The following is a 16,865-nucleotide window of genomic DNA, read 5'->3' on the forward strand; positions in this document are numbered from 1 at the left end:
CAATAGCTCGCTAGATTAGGAGATTTTTGGAATGTCATATGTATCTTTAAGCGGTTTGTCTGCCGCCCAACTGGATTTGAACACCACCAGTAACAACATTGCGAACGCTAATTCGTACGGCTTTAAAGAGTCCCGTGCTGAGTTTGCCGATGTGTACTCAAATTCTTTATTCACTAACGCAAAAACCACACCAGGTGGTGGTGCACAAGCAAGCCAAGTGGCCCAACAGTTCCACGAAGGTTCAAGCATTAACACCAACAACCCTATGGATTTACGTGTGTCGGGAACCGGGTTCTTTTCTGTAGCAAAAGACCGATTGACCCCACAACAAAATGAAATGACACGTAATGGTGCTTTTCATTTGAATAAAGACAACTATATGGTGACCGCGAACGATGAGTTCTTACTCGGTTATCAAGTGAACCCAGACTCCGGTGAGGTTGCTTCTTACGAGCCTCAGCCAATCAATATTCCGGCAGAATTTGGAAAACCAAAACAAACGGCAAATATTGAAGTGGGCGCAAACCTACCTGCTAATGGCGACTTGAAAGATCCAGCGCAGTTTGATTTTTCAGATCCAGATACATATAACCGTTCAACGTCTTCGACTATTTATGACTCGATGGGTCAGTCTTATAAGTTAAGTACATACTACTTGAAAGATCAGACTCAACCGAACACTTGGAACACTTACTACACAGTAACGGATAAAACGGGTGAGAAACCTCTGGACGTCGCTGCGGGTGATGCTCAAACGGCAACAGGTCACGTCGGTCATACAATGAAGTTTAACAACGACGGCACATTGGCAAGTCTCAACGGTGGTAATCCCATTACGTCTGTTGCACTTGGCGACCCTGCAACCAATACGACCCCAGTCGATATGAATGGCGCCGATCCTGCACAAACTCTGAACTTTGGTTTAGGCTCTACAACGCAGTTTGCCGCTCCCTTCGAGCTGACGAAGTTTGACGAAGATGGTGCTACGACGGGCTTTTTAACCAAAGTTGACTTTGATGAAAATGGCAGCGTATTGGGTACATACTCAAACGGTGAGAACGTGACATTAGGTCGAGTGGCACTGGTGCGTGTTCCTAACGAGCAAGGTCTAGATAAGAAGGGTGGGACCCAATGGGATTCAACTCAGAACTCCGGTGACAAGATCTGGGGGGAATCAAATAAAGGCTCTTTCGGTACCATCAACAGCGGTATACTGGAGCAGTCAAACATTGATATGACTCAGGAACTGGTGGATCTGATTTCTGCTCAGCGTAACTTCCAAGCTAACTCACGGTCGTTAGAAGTACACAACCAGTTACAACAAAATATTCTGCAGATCCGTTAATTTACTTAAGTAAACATGGCGTGCACTTGTCGGTTTGCTCACATCATGACATTCAGCTGCTTAGTCTGACACACCTCAAGTCGGACTGAGCATGCTTCTATCTCTCACTTGCCGCTGTTGCCGCCAAGGGGGATCCAAATCTTGCCAGCTTTAATGGTTTATCCATTCGGATTGCCACCCACATTCTTCCTTTTATCTTATCCTGTTGATTAATAACACTATTTTTTATTGGCATAACTATTGCTTTCTCCATTGTATAAAGAAGTTTTGGGAGTAATTTATGGATCGCGCACTGTTTCTCGCAATGAGTGGCGCCAAGCAAAATATGCAGGCTCTACAATTGCGCGCCAATAACTTGGCAAACGTGAGTACGACAGGCTTTCGTGCTGATTTAGCGCAGGCTCGTTCAATGCAAGCGTATGGTGAAGGTCACCCTTCGCGTGTATTCAGCATGACAGAGCGTCCGGGACATAATTTTGCACAAGGCAGTGTGATTACGACAGGCCGTGATCTGGATGTCACGATTGAAGGCAGCGGCTGGATATCGGTCTTGGATCATACTGGAAAGGAAGGGTTGACCCGCAATGGCAACCTTAAAGTCGACCAAAATGGCATGTTAACAAACGCAAGTGGCCATTTGGTATTGGGCGAAAACGATGCGCCGATTACTTTGCCTATTCCTCTCTCCAAAATTGAAATTGGTCGTGATGGTACCATCTCTGTACTTCCTCAAGGTGCCCCGGCTGAAGCATTCCAAACGGTTGATCGTATCAAACTTGTTAAGCCTAACGATCAAGGCTTATTTAAAGACACCAATGGCTTATTTCGCCATAAAACTCCAAACCAACCTTACGAAGCAGACGCGACGGTCAGTCTCCAAACTGGAGCCGTTGAAGGCAGTAACGTCAATGCCGTAGGTGAGATGACGGCATTGATTGACTTACAACGTCAGTTTGAAATGCAAGTCAAGATGATGAGCACCGCTGAAGAGATGGACAAATCTTCAGATTCACTGCTTCGTATGAGTTAACAGAGTTAGAGGTTCACTATGCATCCAGCACTATGGGTAAGTAAAACGGGTTTAGATGCCCAACAAACCAATATCGCAACCATTTCAAACAACTTAGCGAACGCCTCGACAGTCGGCTACAAAAAGAGTCGTGCGGTATTTGAAGATTTGTTCTACCAAAATATCAATCAACCTGGTGGTCAATCTTCACAAAATACGGAACTGCCAAGTGGCTTAATGTTAGGTGCGGGTTCCAAAGTGGTGGCAACGCAAAAAGTGCATACCCATGGTAACGCACAAACAACGACTAATGCATTGGACATGATGGTTGAGGGGGATGGTTTTTTCCAAGTCACGCTCCCTGACGGTAATATCGGTTACACCCGCAATGGTCAGTTTACATTGAACGGTGAAGGAACACTGGTAACGTCAGGTTCTGGTTACCCTGTTGAACCTGAAATCGTAATTCCTGAAGATGCCATTTCCATCACGGTTGGCAACGACGGTGAAGTATCTGTCCGTGTTCGTGGTCAGCAAGACAACCAAGTCGTGGGCCAGTTGACGATCACTGACTTTGTTAACCCAGGAGGTCTAGAGCCAATCGGTCAGAACCTTTACTTACCAACGGGCGCAAGTGGTGATCCGCAAGAAGGTGTTCCTGGTTTGGATGGCTTGGGGGAAGTTCGCCAATCCATGCTAGAAGCGTCTAACGTGAATGTCACCGAAGAGCTGGTTAACATGATAGAAGCGCAGCGCGTTTACGAAATGAATTCTAAAGTGATCTCGTCCGTCGATAAGATGATGGGCTTTATTAACCAGCAGTTATAACAGTTGAGAGCAGGAAAAAGATGGCCACAATGAAGCGTATTTGCCTACTTACTCTGATTGTCACGATGTCTGGTTGTGCCATGTTGGAGCCGATTGATACGGATGAAGTGACTCAGTCAACAACGGTTGTTGACGCAGTTGAAGGTGATAAATCGAAAGAAGAAAGCAGCGGCATTGTGGATACCCTGCGTGGCAGAAGCGATCCGGTGGCGGGTGACCCTGCATGGGCACCGATCCACCCGAAAAAGAAGCCAGAACATTACGCAGCAGCAACGGGGTCTTTGTTTAGCGCCGAGCATATCAGTGACCTTTATGATGACTCTAAACCTCGTGGCATTGGGGATATCATTACGGTTACGCTCGATGAAACAACCAGTGCGACCAAGAGCGCTAATGCGGATTTATCCAAAACCAACGAAGCGCAAATGGATCCGCTCGAAGTCGGCGGAGAAGAGCTACAAGTTGGCGGTAAGTACAATTTCTCCTACAACTTAAACAACACGAACACATTCGCTGGTGATTCCTCAGCAAAACAGAGCAACAGTATCAGTGGCTATATTACTGTGGAGGTGATCGAAGTGTTGGCAAACGGCAACTTAGTGATCCGCGGAGAGAAGTGGATGACACTCAATACTGGCGATGAATACATTCGTTTAAGTGGCAGTATTCGCCCAGATGACATCAACTTTGACAACACCATTGCGTCAAATCGCGTTTCTAACGCAAGAATTCAGTACTCAGGCACAGGGCTACCACAAGATATGCAAGAGCCGGGTTTCTTGGCACGATTCTTTAATGTAGCACTGTAAGGTGTCGCGTTGACAGCAATTTGACGGCAAGAGATAAGTAAGCATGAAGAAAATCCTTTTAGTACTGATGAGCGTTGTGTTGTGGTCTACCGCAGCCCAAGCCGCACGTATCAAAGACGTCACGCAAGTGGCGGGCGTGCGGAGCAACCAACTCGTGGGTTATGGTTTGGTTTCAGGCTTACCAGGTACAGGTGAAGCGAACCCGTTTACTGAGCAAAGTTTCGCCGCGATGCTGCAAAACTTCGGCATTCAAATGCCGCCAGGCACCAAACCAAAAATCAAAAATGTGGCCGCGGTAATGGTCACGGCAGAGTTGCCGCCATTTTCTAAGCCAGGCCAGCAAGTGGATGTCACCGTCTCCTCCATTGGCAGTGCAAAAAGCCTGCGTGGTGGCACATTGCTACAAACCTTTCTAAAAGGTCTGGATGGTGAAGTCTACGCGGTGGCACAAGGCAACTTAGTGGTGAGTGGCTTTAGTGCCGAAGGCGCCGATGGATCTAAGATTGTCGGCAATAACCCGACCGTTGGCCTTATCTCTAGCGGCGCAACGGTGGAGCGTGAGATTCCCAACCCATTTGGTCGTGGTGATTACATTACCTTCAATTTACTTGAGTCTGATTTCACTACAGCACAACGCATGGCTGATGCCGTTAACAACTTTCTTGGCCCACAAATGGCCAATGCGGTCGACGCGACATCGGTACGTGTTCGTGCGCCGCGGGATGTGAGTCAACGTGTGGCATTCTTATCGGCGATTGAGAACTTAGAGTTTAATCCAGCCGATGGCGCCGCAAAAATTATCGTCAACTCCCGTACCGGTACTATTGTTGTCGGTAGGCATGTGCGACTTAAGCCAGCGGCGGTGACTCACGGTGGGATGACCGTCGCCATTAAAGAAAACCTTAACGCTAGTCAACCAAATGGTTTTTCTGGTGGCGAGACGGTGGTGGTCCCCGACACTGATATTGAAGTGAGCGAAGAGCAGGGCAAAATGTTTAAGTTTGAGCCTGGTTTAACCTTAGATGACTTGGTCCGTGCGGTTAACCAAGTGGGCGCTGCGCCTTCGGATTTGATGGCTATCTTGCAAGCATTAAAGCAAGCTGGTGCCATTGAAGGCCAGTTGATTATCATTTAAAAGGTTAGGCGCAAATTATGGTTAAAAATCCTAACGACATCGGCTTTATTCATGACATCAGCTCGCTTGACACGTTGCGTCAGAAAGCAGTCAAAGAAGGCAAAGAGGGTGAACAAGAGGCGCTGCGCGCGGCGGCTCGCCAGTTCGAATCCATTTTCACGTCAATGATGCTCAAATCGATGCGTGAGGCCAACGAAGGCTTTGAGTCTAATCTGATGAACAGTCAAAACGAAAAGTTTTATCGCCAGATGCAGGATGAACAGATGGCGAGTGAACTCAGTGCTTCTGGCTCGATGGGGTTAGCCGACATGATTGTGGCACAACTGACAGTCGGGCAAGGTAACGATAAGAGTGAAACGGCAATGCGTGATGCGTCGAACAACGCGGTGGAATACCGTCGTGTTGATCCGAAAAAAGCGCGTGAAATCGAGCAACGTTTGATCGAGTCAGGTCAGTTATCACGGCCAAATCGTGAGTTAACTCAATTCGATTCGCCAGAATCTTTCGTCAATTCAATGAAGCCATATGCTGAAAAAGCGGCAAAAGCGCTGGGTGTTGAACCATCTTTGCTTCTTGCCCAAGCAGCGCTTGAAACGGGGTGGGGACAAAAAGTCGTCAAGAATGCACGCGGCAGCAGTAATAACTTGTTCAACATCAAAGCCGACCGAAGTTGGCAAGGTGATAAAGTGACGGCTCAAACGCTAGAGTTCCATGACAACACGCCAGTTAAAGAAACCGCTGCTTTCCGTTCTTACTCGAATTATGAAGACAGTTTTAATGACTTCGTGCGCTTTTTAAACGATAACCCACGTTATGAGACTGCGCTACAGCAGGGTACAGGTTCTGAATCTTTCATTCGTGGTATTCACCGCGCCGGTTATGCAACGGATCCAACCTACGCCGATAAAGTTTTGCAAGTGAAGCAAAAAATCGAAACGATGTAATACCAGCCTTGGTTAATTACTGAGTACCCTCGTCTGTTCAACGACTAATCGAAATGTGGCTTTGTGTTCATGCATTTTTCCGCCGCTAGTTTCTAAACCATTACTCACGGTAATTTGAATAACTCCCTCCGTTATCCTTAAACTGCTTTTCGAAGGCTTGCCGTCATAGTGCAAGCTTTTATTTTCCGTTCTTCTTATAAGATTCAGCTGGCACGCCTTTTGCTTTAATTAAATCAGTGGTCGGTTTTGACCGATTTTATTTCGTTTTTGGGGGCATGTATGGCGTCAGATCTTCTGAATGTAGGTACTCAAAGTGTGCTTACCGCTCAGAGGCAGTTAAATACCACTGGTCACAACATTTCCAATGCTAATACAGAGGGTTATAGTCGCCAGTCTGTTATTCAAGGTACGAATGACCCGCGTATGTTTGGTGGTTCTACCTACGGTATGGGCGTGCATGTGGAAAATGTTCGCCGCTCGTGGGATCAGTTTGCCGTAAATGAACTCAACCTTTCTACGACTAACTATGCCCAAAAACTCGATGACGAAAAAAACCTAGACCTTCTATCGAGCATGCTTTCTTCGGCTTCCTCGAAAAAAATCCCTGAAAATATGAACGAATGGTTCGATGCTCTAAAAAGCATGGCGGATACTCCAAATGATATGGGGGCACGTAAAGTTGTATTAGAGAAAGCCCAACTGATCAGCCATGCCTTAAACGACTTTCATGAAACGGTACGTCAGCAATCGGATGTGACAAACAAATCTCTAGATATGGGCATTGAGCGTATGAATCAACTGGCTGTTGAGATCCGTGATGTTCATCGGTTAATGATGCGTTCTCCTGGTCCTCATAATGATTTGATGGATCAACATGAAAAGTTAGTGAATGAGTTATCCGAGTACACCAAAGTCACGGTGACGCCGCGTAAAAACGCTGAAGGGTTTAACGTGCATATTGGTAATGGTCATACCCTAGTTTCGGGAACAGAAGCCAGCCAATTAAAGATGATTGATGGGGCACCAGATGTTCACCAACGTCGACTAGCGATGGTTGAAGGACAAGGGATAAAACCGATCAAAGCGGATGGTATTGACGGCAAAATCGGTGCACTACTGAAAATGCGTGATGAGCATCTTCCACAGGTGATGGACGAGCTTGGTCGTCTGGCAACGGGGTTTTCTAGCGAAGTGAACCATCTACAATCGCAAGGTTTAGATCACAACGGCAACGTGGGTGAACCGTTATTTACCGATGTGAACTCTGAACGGTTGGCGACATCACGTGTGGTGGCAGGGCCGCAGTCGACGACTGATATGGCGGTATACATTAATGATATTAGTGCGCTGAAAGGTGGTGAGTACTCGCTACGTTATGACGGCGATAATTACAATGTGACAAAGCCAAACGGTGAAACCTCAAAGCTGAATACTGATGGCAATAATGCGTTTTATCTAGATGGTATGAAAGTAGAAGTACGTCAAGCACCGAAAGTCGGAGAAGCGATTCTACTTCGTCCTACACGTGCTGGTGCTGCTCAAATGACAGTAGAAACCAATGACCCTAAAGCCATTGCTGCGCAAAGTTATGAGGCATCGACAACTTTTGCGCAAGGTAATGCCCAGTTTGAAATCATGCAGGCAGGTGACTTACGTGAATTTGAAGTGGTGGTTTCTCCTGATGGAGGCCAATTTGCCGTTACTGATACCAAAGGCAATGTGATCATGGCGCCACAGGCATACCCGCCAACTGGCCCCGTTGCTGTCAGTTTACCCAGCAACCACCCCGACTTCATAAAGGGTGAGGCAACAGTATTTGAGCTCAGTGGTGGGGCATTTGCGAACGATAAGTTTGCAGCAAACTTAGTCCCATCTGAAGGTGACAACGGCAACTTACGCAAGATGCTAAACATTCAAACCGACAAGAAGATGAACGGTGACGATTCGACTATTTTAAATTTGTATTTTAATTTGAATACCGACGTGGGGTTGAAAACGTCAACAGCAACTCGATTAGCCGACGTGGCAAATTTAGAAAGTGAAGCGGCGCATGAGCGTGTAGCGTCTATTTCTGGCGTGAATTTAGATGAAGAAGCGGCAAACATGATGAAGTTTCAACAAGCATACATGGCCTCTTCACGCGTGATGCAAGCGGCGAACGATACGTTCAACACTATCTTGCAGTTGCGATAAGAGGAGGTTGTAGATGTTAACGCGTATTTCCAGCTTCCACAATTACCAGTCGGTGCAGAACGATCTACGCCGCCAGGAAAACAAAATACACCACAATCAGGAGCAGCTTGCTTCTGGTAAGCAGTTGACTAAACCAAGCGATGATCCGTTGGCGACACATTACATTCAGAGTATTGGTCAACAAGAAGAGCAATTAAACCAATACCTAGACGCAATTGTGTTGATTCGTAACCGTTTAGAGAATCAAGAAGTCATGATTGCCAATGCCGAAAACTTTGCCGATGAGTCTAAGCGCTTGACGATGGAAATGATTAATGGTGGGTTTTCCGTTGAAGACAGGCAAGCTAAGAAGCGTGAACTAGAAGAAATTGCGAGTAACTTTCTTCATTTAGTTAACTCGCAAGACGAGTCTGGTAACTATGTCTTCGCGGGCACAAAACCGAAAAATCAGCCTTTTTATCGTGACCAAGATGGTAGCGTGCAATATTCCGGCGATGACTACCAGCGCAAAATGAAAGTATCCAGCATGCTTGAAATGCCAGCAAATAACCCTGGCAGCAAATTATTTATGGAAATAGCTAACCCGTTTGGTGACTATCAACCGAATTACGATCTACAAGATGGTTCTGAACTACTTCTCAATAAAGCCACCAATGCTGATGCGAAAGACGAGGCAGCTTACCGAGTGACGTTTGTTGATATGAGCAATGGCAAATTTGGTTACCAATTGGAACGTAATGGAAAAGTCGTTGATGCTGATGAGTTTTCTCCGGAAAAAGGCATTGAATACAAAGGTCTGAATATGCAGATAAAAGGTCAAATTACGCCTGGTGATAGCATTGAGATCGAAAAGCGCGAGTCTTTCAGTATTTTTGATACCTTTAAGCAAGCGATATCTTGGTCTGATGAGTCGGTATCGGACACGTCGGCCACGGCCAAGCTGCATCAAATGACGGAAGAGTTCCAAGCCGCATTTATCCATTTAAACAAAGCACGATCCGATGCGGGTGCGCGGTTAAGTACGCTCAATATCCAAGAGCAAAACCACGAAGATTTTAATTTGTCTCTAGCCAAAGCGAAGAGCAACTTTGAAGACTTGGATTACTCCAAGGCGGTTATTGAATTTAGTGAAAACTCACGCGCGCTGCAGGCATCGCAGCAAGCTTTTGGTAAAACCAAAGACTTAACGCTGTTTAACTACATTTGATTTGGCTCACCGTTCATTGTGCGGATTTTAATGCCTTATGTGCCAAGCCTTAAGTGCGAAAAATCGACAGATAATGTGAGTAATTAACACTGAGCAACACGATGTTACCTAAAGCGGCAATACCCACTAAGCGGCAACAAGAAAACCGTAACGGCAATGAGGAAGATAGCCTCTATCGTGGTAGGCGTTTCAGTTTTGAGTGTAAGTTATTGTTAATTTTGGTTTTTTTGTTAGTTGTAAAGGTTGGCACACAAATTGTATTAAAAACACCAGAACAAGTTTGGAAATTCTATACCTGCGTTAAGGCAGATTTAGCAAGTTAGTATTACGGTCAGTGCTTATCCAAATGAGAGTACAGCTGGCCGCTTCGCAAAAGCTTGCGGACTCAAAAGGAGAGCAAAATGGCTGTAACAGTTAGTACTAACGTTTCTGCGATGACCGCACAGCGTTACTTAAACAAAGCGACAGACGAATTAAATACTTCGATGGAACGACTATCTTCAGGTCAGAAGATTAACAGTGCTAAAGATGATGCGGCAGGCCTACAGATTTCTAACCGTTTAACGGCACAGTCTCGTGGCCTTGATGTTGCCATGCGTAACGCGAATGATGGTATCTCGATAGCCCAAACCGCTGAAGGTGCGATGAATGAGACAACGTCGATTCTACAGCGTATTCGCGATTTATCGCTTCAATCTGCGAACGGAACGAACTCATTGTCTGAACGTTCCGCGATAAACGAAGAAGTTAACGCACTACAAGATGAGTTAAACCGTATCGCAGAAACAACGTCGTTCGGTGGGCGGAAACTGCTTAACGGCTCTTTTGGAGAATCTTCCTTCCAAATAGGTGCGAGCTCTGGTGAGGCGATCAGCATGGGTTTATCCAGTATCCGTGCCGATGATTTTCGTATGGGCGGCCAAAGTTTTATTGCGACTGAAGGCAAAAATAGTGAATGGGGCGTACCAACGGATGCAAACGACTTAAAATTTGAATTCACCACCCAAGATGGTGAAGCCGTTGTTGTTGACTTGTTTGCAAAGCAAGGGGATGACATTGAAGAGCTTGCAACGTATATAAACGGTCAGACAGACAAGCTGAAAGCGTCGGTTGACCAAGATGGTAAGCTGCAAATATTTGCCGCAGAATCGGATATTGAAGGTAACCTAGCAATTTCCGGTGGTCTAGCGACGGAATTAGGGCTTAATGATGGTCCAGGTGCTAAAACAACCGTACAAGACATTGATGTTCGTGATGTAGGCGGGGCACAAAACGCAGTCGCTGTTGTGGATGCTGCACTTCAATACGTCGATTCACAACGTGCAGATCTTGGTGCAAAACAAAACCGTTTAAGCCACAGCATTAATAACTTGGCAAACATCCAAGAAAATGTAGAAGCGTCAAACAGCCGTATCCGTGATACAGACTTTGCGAAAGAAACAACAGCGATGACCAAAGCACAAATTTTGCAACAAGCAGGTACCTCTATCCTTGCTCAAGCGAAACAATTGCCAAACTCTGCAATGTCTCTATTGCAGTAGTTTACCTAGCTTGTGTTCATATTATCCAGACGTGGATAGAGCGCGAGCTATTGGCAAGCAGCTTTAAAATGGAATGTGCGGCTCTCTCACTTTTATCTGCCAATCATTCTCGATGTAAAGCTGCCCCCGGTATGCCGGAATGGGGTCATTTCTCTTGATCTCCACATAGGCTCTGGCGACCAACCTAGCCCCAGTTCTCTCAAAGGAAAAGGGGCTTTTCTTTTCTTACTTGCTGAGATTGTTGTATTTTTATTGGTGGTTTTTCATATCATCAGGCCCTTCTGCTCAACTTCGAGAAACTTGATCTCTTCCTGACTTTTCTCCCATTTTTTAAGCTAAATCTCGCTCAGTTCTTTTTTTCAATTTTTTCCTAAAGCTTCTGACTTTGGTGTCGTTAATAAAGGTAACTTTGAGAGAACTACTTGGTTTTCCGAGACGTCGGAAACCGCATTACCGGAAAATCAATTGGAGAAATTATCATGGCAGTGAATGTAAACACAAACGTATCAGCAATGACCGCTCAGCGTTACCTCAACAACGCAAACTCAGCGCAACAAACGTCAATGGAGCGTTTGTCTTCGGGTTCTAGAATCAACAGCGCAAAAGATGACGCTGCGGGTCTGCAAATCTCAAACCGTTTGAATGCACAAAGCCGTGGCCTGGATGTGGCTGTTCGTAACGCGAACGACGGTATCTCAATGGCACAAACGGCGGAAGGTGCCATGAACGAGACCACCAACATCCTGCAACGTATGCGTGACTTGTCTCTACAATCGGCAAACGGCTCTAACTCAAAATCAGATCGTGTGGCGATTCAAGAAGAAGTAACCGCACTGAACGATGAACTCAACCGTATTGCAGAAACCACATCGTTTGGTGGTAACAAGCTGTTAAATGGTACCTTTACAACCAAGTCGTTCCAGATTGGTGCCGACTCTGGTGAAGCCGTGACACTCACGTTGAATAACATGCGTTCAGACAACGTGAGTATGGGTGGCTCTAGCTATAAAGCGACAACGGCAAAAGATCCGGACTGGGGAGTGTCAGGCACTGCAAATGATATCGCCATCGAACTGACTGACACGAACGGTGAAGCTCATACCATCAATATCGCGGCGAAAGAAGGCGATGACATTGAAGAATTGGCAACCTACATCAATGGTCAAACCGATTTGGTAAAAGCGTCAGTGGATGAAGAAGGCGCGCTACAAATTTTTGCAGGTACGAATAAAGTGGATGGCGACGTCACATTCAGCGGTGGCCTTGCTGATGAGCTAAACATGGGCGCGGCCAAGGCGGTCACGGTTGATAATATCGACGTCACCTCTGTTGGTGGCGCACAAGAATCGGTAGCAGTGATTGATTCGGCGCTAAACAACGTCGACAGTCATCGTGCAGAATTGGGTGCCTTCCAAAACCGTTTCGACCATGCGATCAGCAACTTGGACAACATTAACGAAAACGTGAATGCGTCGAAGAGCCGTATCAAAGATACTGACTTTGCGAAAGAAACCACCGCGATGACCAAGTCACAAATTCTATCGCAAGCGTCAAGCTCTATTTTGGCGCAAGCGAAACAAGCGCCAAACTCAGCATTAAGTCTGCTAGGTTAATGGTGCTAAGCAAGTCTTTAAAAAAAGCCAAGTTTTGCTTGGCTTTTTTTAGCGCATTAATATTTTAGGTGACCAGAAGAGAGCATGTGTAGGTCAGATGGTCTCTTTAAAAAGCAAGTTCTAAGTTTGGATGGTTAAATTAATAAATGACCGGAAATAAAAAACGCTGCCATTGGCAGCGTTTTTTTGTGTTCAACTCAGTAAATCTTTACTTAGTTACACGTAAAACCGGAGTCTCACCAACAGTTACAGAACCGGAAAGCTTGTTCAGCTCTTTGATTTCATCCATGTTAGAGATTACAACTGGAGTTAGCGTTGATTTCGCTTTTTCTTCTAGAAGAGCTAGGTCGAATTCAATAACTGTATCGCCAACTTTAACCGCTTGGCCTTCTTCAGCGATGCGCGTGAAGCCTTCGCCTTTTAGCTCAACAGTATCGATACCGAAGTGAACGAAAAGCTCAACACCGTCGTCAGATTCGATCGAAAATGCGTGGTTAGTTTCAAAGATCTTACCGATAGTACCGTTTACAGGAGCTACCATTTTGTTACCTGATGGCTTGATAGCAATACCGTCACCAACGATTTTCTCTGCGAAAACCACATCTGGCACGTCTTCGATGTTCACGATTTCACCAGAAAGTGGTGCGATGATTTCGATTGCACCAGCATCAGCGCTGTCATCAGATACAAGCTTCTTAAGTTTGTCAAACAGACCCATTGTGTCATGCTCCTAAGGTTTGGTTTTATTCTGTTGAATTATAGTATACCAATATAGTCCATTAGACGACTTTTTTCGCCGTCTAATGGTCATTAAGTATTGAATTAATTGGTACTACTGATTACTGAGCTTTCTCGGCAATAAACTTTTCTACGACTGCTTCGATTTCTGCTGCCGTTGGTAGAGAAAGGGCTTTTTCGGCCATTGCCTTCACGTCTGCGAAGTTAGAGTCACGAACCACTTTTTTCACTTTAGGGATAGAGATTCCGCTCATTGAGAACTCGTCCAAACCCATACCTAGAAGTAGCAATGTTGCACGTTCGTCACCTGCGAGTTCACCACACATACCAGTCCACTTACCTTCAGCATGCGAAGCATCAATAACTTGCTTGATTACATTCAGTACCGCGGGTGACAGTGGGTTGTATAGGTGAGAAATCATCTCATTACCACGGTCAACCGCTAGTGTGTACTGAGTTAAGTCGTTCGTACCGATAGAGAAGAAAGAAACTTCTTTTGCTAGGTGGTGCGCGATTGCTGCCGCTGCAGGTGTTTCAACCATTACACCAATCTCGATGTTTTCGTCGAATGCATGACCTTCAGCACGTAGCTCCTCTTTGTACTCTTCGATGGCTTTTTTAAGCTCACGAATTTCTTCAACAGAGATGATCATTGGGAACATGATGCGTAGCTGACCGTGCGCAGAAGCGCGCAGGATACCACGTAGCTGATCACGAAGGATTTCACGACGATCTAAGCTAATGCGTATAGCACGCCAGCCTAGGAATGGGTTCATTTCTTTTGGCAGGTCCATGTACGGAAGATCTTTGTCTCCGCCGATATCCATAGTACGGATGATGACAGCTTGCCCTTCCATTGCTTCAGCAACTTCTTTGTAAGCTTGGTATTGCTCTTCTTCTGTTGGAAGTGCATCACGGTCCATGAAAAGGAACTCAGTACGATACAGACCAACACCTTCACCACCGTTACGGATGATACCGTTACAATCTTTCACTGTGCCGATATTACCGCACACTTCTACACGATGACCGTCAGTGGTTTCTGCGTGTAAGTCTTTTAGTTTTGCTAGCTCTTCTTTTTCAGCGAGGAATTCCGCTTTAACGGCTTTCGCTTCTTCAAGTTCAGCTTCTGAAGGGTTAATAACGACCTTATTATTCATCGCATCAAGAATCAGCATATCGCCGTTCTTCACTTTCTTAGTGATGTCGTTAGTGCCAACGATAGCTGGAAGCTCAAGCGAGCGAGCCATGATAGACGTGTGAGAAGTACGACCGCCGATGTCACAAGCGAAACCCAGTACGTAGTCTAGGTTGATTTGCGCAGTTTCAGATGGGGTTAGGTCGTAAGCCACTAGGATAACTTCTTCACTGATGTCGCTTAGAGAGACAATATTGATGCCTAGTGCGTTTTTCACAAAACGAGAGCCGATATCACGGATATCTGTTGCTCGTTCTTTAAGGTATTCGTCGTCTAGTGATTCAAGAGCTTTTGCTTGCTCTTCGATAACTGAGTAGATTGCCTGATCCGCAGTCATCTTATCGTTTTTTATAAGTGCTAGGATTTCCTCTTCTAGCTCTTCGTCTTCAAGAAGCATGATATGACCTTCAAAGATCGCTTCTTTCTCTTCACCAAACGTTTCAAGCGCTTTTTGCTTGATTGTTTCTAGTTGAGCTGCAGATTTATCACGAGCGTCAAAGAAACTCTGAACTTCAGTTTCTACTTGATCGTCAGAAATAGTGTGTGTGTTTAGGACAATTTCATCTTCTTGAAGTAGTAATGCTTTACCGATTGCAATACCAGGAGATGCTAGGATGCCTGAAATCATAGCCTTACCTTAAGTTTGGTCAACTTTATAAAACGGGAGAATAATGGGTGCGCTAACGAATAGTTTTAGCTTAGTTTTGAGCTTATTTCCAATGAAGCCATTTTGCTTTCACAAAATGGCTTCTGAAATAGGAGACCGAGTTAGTGTAGTTGGTCCATTAGAGCAACTAGGTGATCAACGGCTTGCTGAGCTTGTGGGCCCTCAGCAGAAATAGTGACTTGAGTCCCTTTTACTAGGCCTAATGTTTGTAGTTTGAATAGGCTCTTCGCGCTAGCATTTTTACCATTAGAAGTCACAGTGATGTCTGCGTCGAATGCTTTTGCTTCTTTAACAAACTGTGCAGCTGGACGAGTATGAAGACCGTTTTCTGCTGTGATTTCTACTTGCTTCTCGTACATGTGATATACCCCAATAAATGTATTTTTTTGTTAGTTGTGACTAGATTTAGCTTAACTGCTTTATATCTTGTGCGCTAGCACGGGAGAGTTCAAAGCGAGTCAGTTCTGATACTAGTCAAAAGTTTGGTAACAACGCAACTGTTAGCTAGCGTCATTACTTTAAAACTTTTTTGTTTCGCTTCTTTATTTTGAAGCTAAAAATAAAACACCCTGATATTACCAAAGGTTGGGCAGGGATCAACAAAAAAGCCCCGTTCAGGGGCTTTTTTAAACGAAAAATTGATTTGGACACATATTATTGTTGGTTCTCTTTTTCGGTAAAGATACCTGCAAATAGTGCTGTACTGAGGTAACGTTCCCCTGAACTTGGCAGAATTGTAACAATGGTTTTCCCTTCAAATTCAGGGAGTTCTGCAAGTCGGTTGGCTGCAACAACAGCCGCACCTGATGAGATGCCGGCTAGGATACCTTCTTCTTCCATTAGGCGTCGAGCCATCTCAATCGCTTCTTCTGAGGTGACTTGTTCAACGCGGTCAATAATGTCTAAATCGAGGTTACCTGGAATGAAACCTGCGCCGATACCTTGGATTTTGTGCGGAGCTGGTTGGATTTCTTCGCCAGCAAGTGCTTGTGCAATCACTGGAGACTCTGCTGGCTCAACTGCGACAGAAGTGATGGCTTTGCCTTTTTCACCTTTGATGTAACGGCTTGTACCTGTGATAGTACCGCCCGTACCGACACCAGCAACGAATACGTCGATTTCACCGTCTGTCGCTTCCCAAATCTCAGGGCCCGTTGTCTTTTCGTGAATTTCTGGGTTAGCAGGGTTGTCAAATTGCTGAAGAAGTAGGTACTTCTCAGGGTTGCTAGCGACAATTTCTTCCGCTTTAGCAATCGCGCCTTTCATGCCTTTCGCTGCTTCAGTCAGCTCAAGGTTAGCACCTAGTGCTTTAAGTAGCTTACGACGCTCTAGACTCATTGATTCAGGCATGGTCAAGGTCAGCTTGTAACCGCGAGCGGCTGCTACGAACGCTAATGCAACACCTGTGTTACCACTGGTAGGCTCTACAAGTTCTACACCTGGCTTAAGAAGACCCGCTTTCTCTGCTTCCCAAATCATGTTTGCACCGATACGGCACTTAACACTGAAGCTAGGGTTACGCGCTTCAATTTTCGCGAGAACTTTACCTTTGCTCACTTTGTTTAGGCGAACGATAGGTGTGTTACCAATAGTAAGAGAGTTATCTTCGTAGATTTTGCTCATAGTGATGTTCCTTCA

Annotated in this window: 15 protein-coding genes; 11 read left to right on the top strand and 4 right to left on the bottom strand. The window is 45.4% G+C overall.

Going from position 1 to position 16,865, the window contains the following annotated elements:
• Positions 1-31: 31 nt before the first annotated feature.
• The 11 genes from flgE (at position 32) to AC3D28_RS01455 (ending at position 12,624) form a co-directional block, all read left to right on the top strand.
• Positions 32-1,345 carry a flagellar hook protein FlgE gene (gene flgE, locus AC3D28_RS01405; RefSeq protein ID WP_098416234.1) on the top strand — a complete coding sequence of 438 codons (1,314 nt, stop codon included), beginning with the start codon at positions 32-34 and terminating at the stop codon, positions 1,343-1,345.
• A 280-nt stretch (positions 1,346-1,625) separates the two neighbouring features.
• Entirely contained in the window at positions 1,626-2,375 is a 750-nt protein-coding gene (locus tag AC3D28_RS01410; RefSeq protein WP_098416233.1) for a flagellar basal body rod protein FlgF, read from the top strand.
• Positions 2,376-2,393: 18 nt separating this feature from the next.
• A complete protein-coding gene (gene flgG / locus AC3D28_RS01415) occupies positions 2,394-3,182 on the top strand; it encodes a flagellar basal-body rod protein FlgG (RefSeq protein WP_098416232.1) in 789 nt (262 codons plus the stop codon).
• A gap of 29 nt (positions 3,183-3,211) precedes the next feature.
• Positions 3,212-3,991 (top strand): flagellar basal body L-ring protein FlgH, encoded by a 780-nt coding sequence (flgH, locus tag AC3D28_RS01420; RefSeq protein ID WP_488536031.1) that lies wholly within the window; start codon positions 3,212-3,214, stop codon positions 3,989-3,991.
• 43 nt (positions 3,992-4,034) lie between these two features.
• On the top strand, positions 4,035-5,126 hold the full coding sequence (locus AC3D28_RS01425; RefSeq protein ID WP_488535297.1) for a flagellar basal body P-ring protein FlgI: 1,092 nt from the start codon (positions 4,035-4,037) through the stop codon (positions 5,124-5,126).
• A gap of 17 nt (positions 5,127-5,143) precedes the next feature.
• Positions 5,144-6,070, top strand: a complete 927-nt coding sequence (flgJ, locus tag AC3D28_RS01430; protein WP_488535298.1) for a flagellar assembly peptidoglycan hydrolase FlgJ — start codon at positions 5,144-5,146, stop codon at positions 6,068-6,070.
• 279 nt (positions 6,071-6,349) lie between these two features.
• A complete protein-coding gene (gene flgK / locus AC3D28_RS01435; RefSeq protein ID WP_488535299.1) occupies positions 6,350-8,263 on the top strand; it encodes a flagellar hook-associated protein FlgK in 1,914 nt (637 codons plus the stop codon).
• A gap of 13 nt (positions 8,264-8,276) precedes the next feature.
• On the top strand, positions 8,277-9,470 hold the full coding sequence (gene flgL, locus AC3D28_RS01440) for a flagellar hook-associated protein FlgL (RefSeq protein ID WP_488535300.1): 1,194 nt from the start codon (positions 8,277-8,279) through the stop codon (positions 9,468-9,470).
• 101 nt (positions 9,471-9,571) lie between these two features.
• Positions 9,572-9,793, top strand: coding sequence for a hypothetical protein (locus tag AC3D28_RS01445; RefSeq protein ID WP_488535301.1), 222 nt, complete (start codon positions 9,572-9,574; stop codon positions 9,791-9,793).
• 78 nt (positions 9,794-9,871) lie between these two features.
• A complete protein-coding gene (locus AC3D28_RS01450; RefSeq protein ID WP_098416227.1) occupies positions 9,872-11,011 on the top strand; it encodes a flagellin in 1,140 nt (379 codons plus the stop codon).
• 479 nt (positions 11,012-11,490) lie between these two features.
• Positions 11,491-12,624 carry a flagellin gene (locus AC3D28_RS01455; protein WP_098415093.1) on the top strand — a complete coding sequence of 378 codons (1,134 nt, stop codon included), beginning with the start codon at positions 11,491-11,493 and terminating at the stop codon, positions 12,622-12,624.
• Positions 12,625-12,832: 208 nt separating this feature from the next.
• Here AC3D28_RS01455 and crr read toward each other — a convergent pair whose 3' ends face one another.
• The 4 genes from crr to cysK form a co-directional block, all read right to left on the bottom strand.
• The gene (crr, locus tag AC3D28_RS01460) at positions 12,833-13,342 is read right to left on the bottom strand and encodes a PTS glucose transporter subunit IIA (protein ID WP_098416226.1); all 510 of its coding nucleotides are present in this window, start codon (positions 13,340-13,342) and stop codon (positions 12,833-12,835) included.
• 121 nt (positions 13,343-13,463) lie between these two features.
• The gene (gene ptsI / locus AC3D28_RS01465) at positions 13,464-15,188 is read right to left on the bottom strand and encodes a phosphoenolpyruvate-protein phosphotransferase PtsI (protein WP_098416225.1); all 1,725 of its coding nucleotides are present in this window, start codon (positions 15,186-15,188) and stop codon (positions 13,464-13,466) included.
• Between the two features lie 140 nt (positions 15,189-15,328).
• Positions 15,329-15,586 carry an HPr family phosphocarrier protein gene (locus tag AC3D28_RS01470; RefSeq protein WP_098416224.1) on the bottom strand — a complete coding sequence of 86 codons (258 nt, stop codon included), beginning with the start codon at positions 15,584-15,586 and terminating at the stop codon, positions 15,329-15,331.
• A 295-nt stretch (positions 15,587-15,881) separates the two neighbouring features.
• Positions 15,882-16,850, bottom strand: coding sequence for a cysteine synthase A (gene cysK / locus AC3D28_RS01475; protein ID WP_488535302.1), 969 nt, complete (start codon positions 16,848-16,850; stop codon positions 15,882-15,884).
• Between the last annotated feature and the right edge of the window lie 15 nt (positions 16,851-16,865).

This window comes from Vibrio sp. TAP-3B (assembly GCF_057784735.1).